Genomic DNA, 1347 nt, shown 5'->3' with positions numbered 1-1347 from the left:
ACCCCATAGGCGCTAAGATAAGGGTTGCGGTGCGGAATCGTCTGTGATTCCAACGTTGGATGACTCACGAATCACTGACGAACGCCGACTGGGATTGGACAGTCGAGCGGTTGGGTGGCGTGTCGCTGATTACGGCACTCGCCCTGGAAACCAAGGCCTTTGTGCGGGCTCGCAGGATTGGCAGCGCGGTCGATCTGCTGCGGCTGATCCTGTCCTATTGTTTGGGCCATGTCGGCCTGCGTGGAACTGCGGCATGGGCCGAGGCCATGGGCTTGGCATCGGTGTCCGACGTCGCCTTGCTTGGCCGCTTTCGTAACACCACGCCGTGGCTATCGCGACTGATTGGCCACGTTCTTGCGCGGGACTGCCCTACGGCGGCTGAGGGCCGTCTGATCCGCATTGTCGACGGCAGCTCGGTCGCCAAGGCTGGTCGCAACGCGAAGGGAACAAACGGGCTTTGGCGCATCCACGCCTCCTTCGCATTGCCTGCGGAACAATTCGACTTTCTGGAATTGACCGACGAGACGGGCGGCGAGCGCATCGATCGCGTCCCGGTTATTGCTGGCGAATTGCGCATGGCCGATGCCGCTTTCCTGCAGGTCGATCAGATCGGTGAAGTGATCCAGCAGGGCGCTGATGTCCTGGTTCGCGGAAGCTGGCGCCATGCCCGCTGGCTGGATGAGAACGGCAAGTCTGTCGATCTCCTGAGCGAGCTGAAGAAGGTTGAGGATAAAGGCGATCTCGATTGCACCATGTGGCTAGGCCGCCAAGAAGGAAAGCCGATCAAGATGCGCGTGGTGGCCCTGCGCAAGCCGCCAGTTGCAGTCGCCGAAGCCCGGCGCAAGGCGAGATTGGCCGCTAAGAAGCAAGGCCGGCAAGTCTCCGAGAAGACGCTTTACGCCTGTGAGTGGATCATTTTGGTCACCTCGTTGACGGAGCAAGCTTTCTCAACGGAGGAAGTCTTCAAGCTGTACCGCATGCGCTGGCGCATCGAACTCGCCTTCAAGCGGCTGAAAAGCCTGATCGGCTTGCGCTCGCCCCCAGCCAAGGATCCGGCTCTCGCAAGATCGTGGATCTTGGCCCATCTCCTAATGATTTTGCTGGTCGAACCGCTCACAGACGAGTTCGGCGTCTCTCCCTCTTAAGCAAAGGCCGAACCCTGCTTTGGCGCGCCTTCCGTCAACTCGTGACGGCGCTGCTCTGCGCAATCACCCCTCAACCCAGCCTCGCAATCCTGCCAACCAATGCGCAGCGCGTCCGATACCGCTTGCGCGAGCCGCCACGACGGCGGATGCCCCAGACTTGGACATTATTACCCGGACTGGCCTTATCTTAGCGCCTATGGGG

General features: G+C 60.7%; 1 protein-coding gene. It reads left to right on the top strand.

Translation table 11 applies throughout. The annotated features are described in order from the left end of the window. Positions 1 to 59: 59 nt before the first annotated feature. The gene (locus DS839_RS35765; RefSeq protein WP_119275346.1) at positions 60 to 1145 is read left to right on the top strand and encodes a transposase; all 1086 of its coding nucleotides are present in this window, start codon (positions 60 to 62) and stop codon (positions 1143 to 1145) included. Positions 1146 to 1347 lie beyond the last annotated feature (202 nt).

Source organism: Taklimakanibacter deserti, from assembly GCA_003574785.1.
This window is presented reverse-complemented; position numbering and strand designations above follow the sequence as displayed.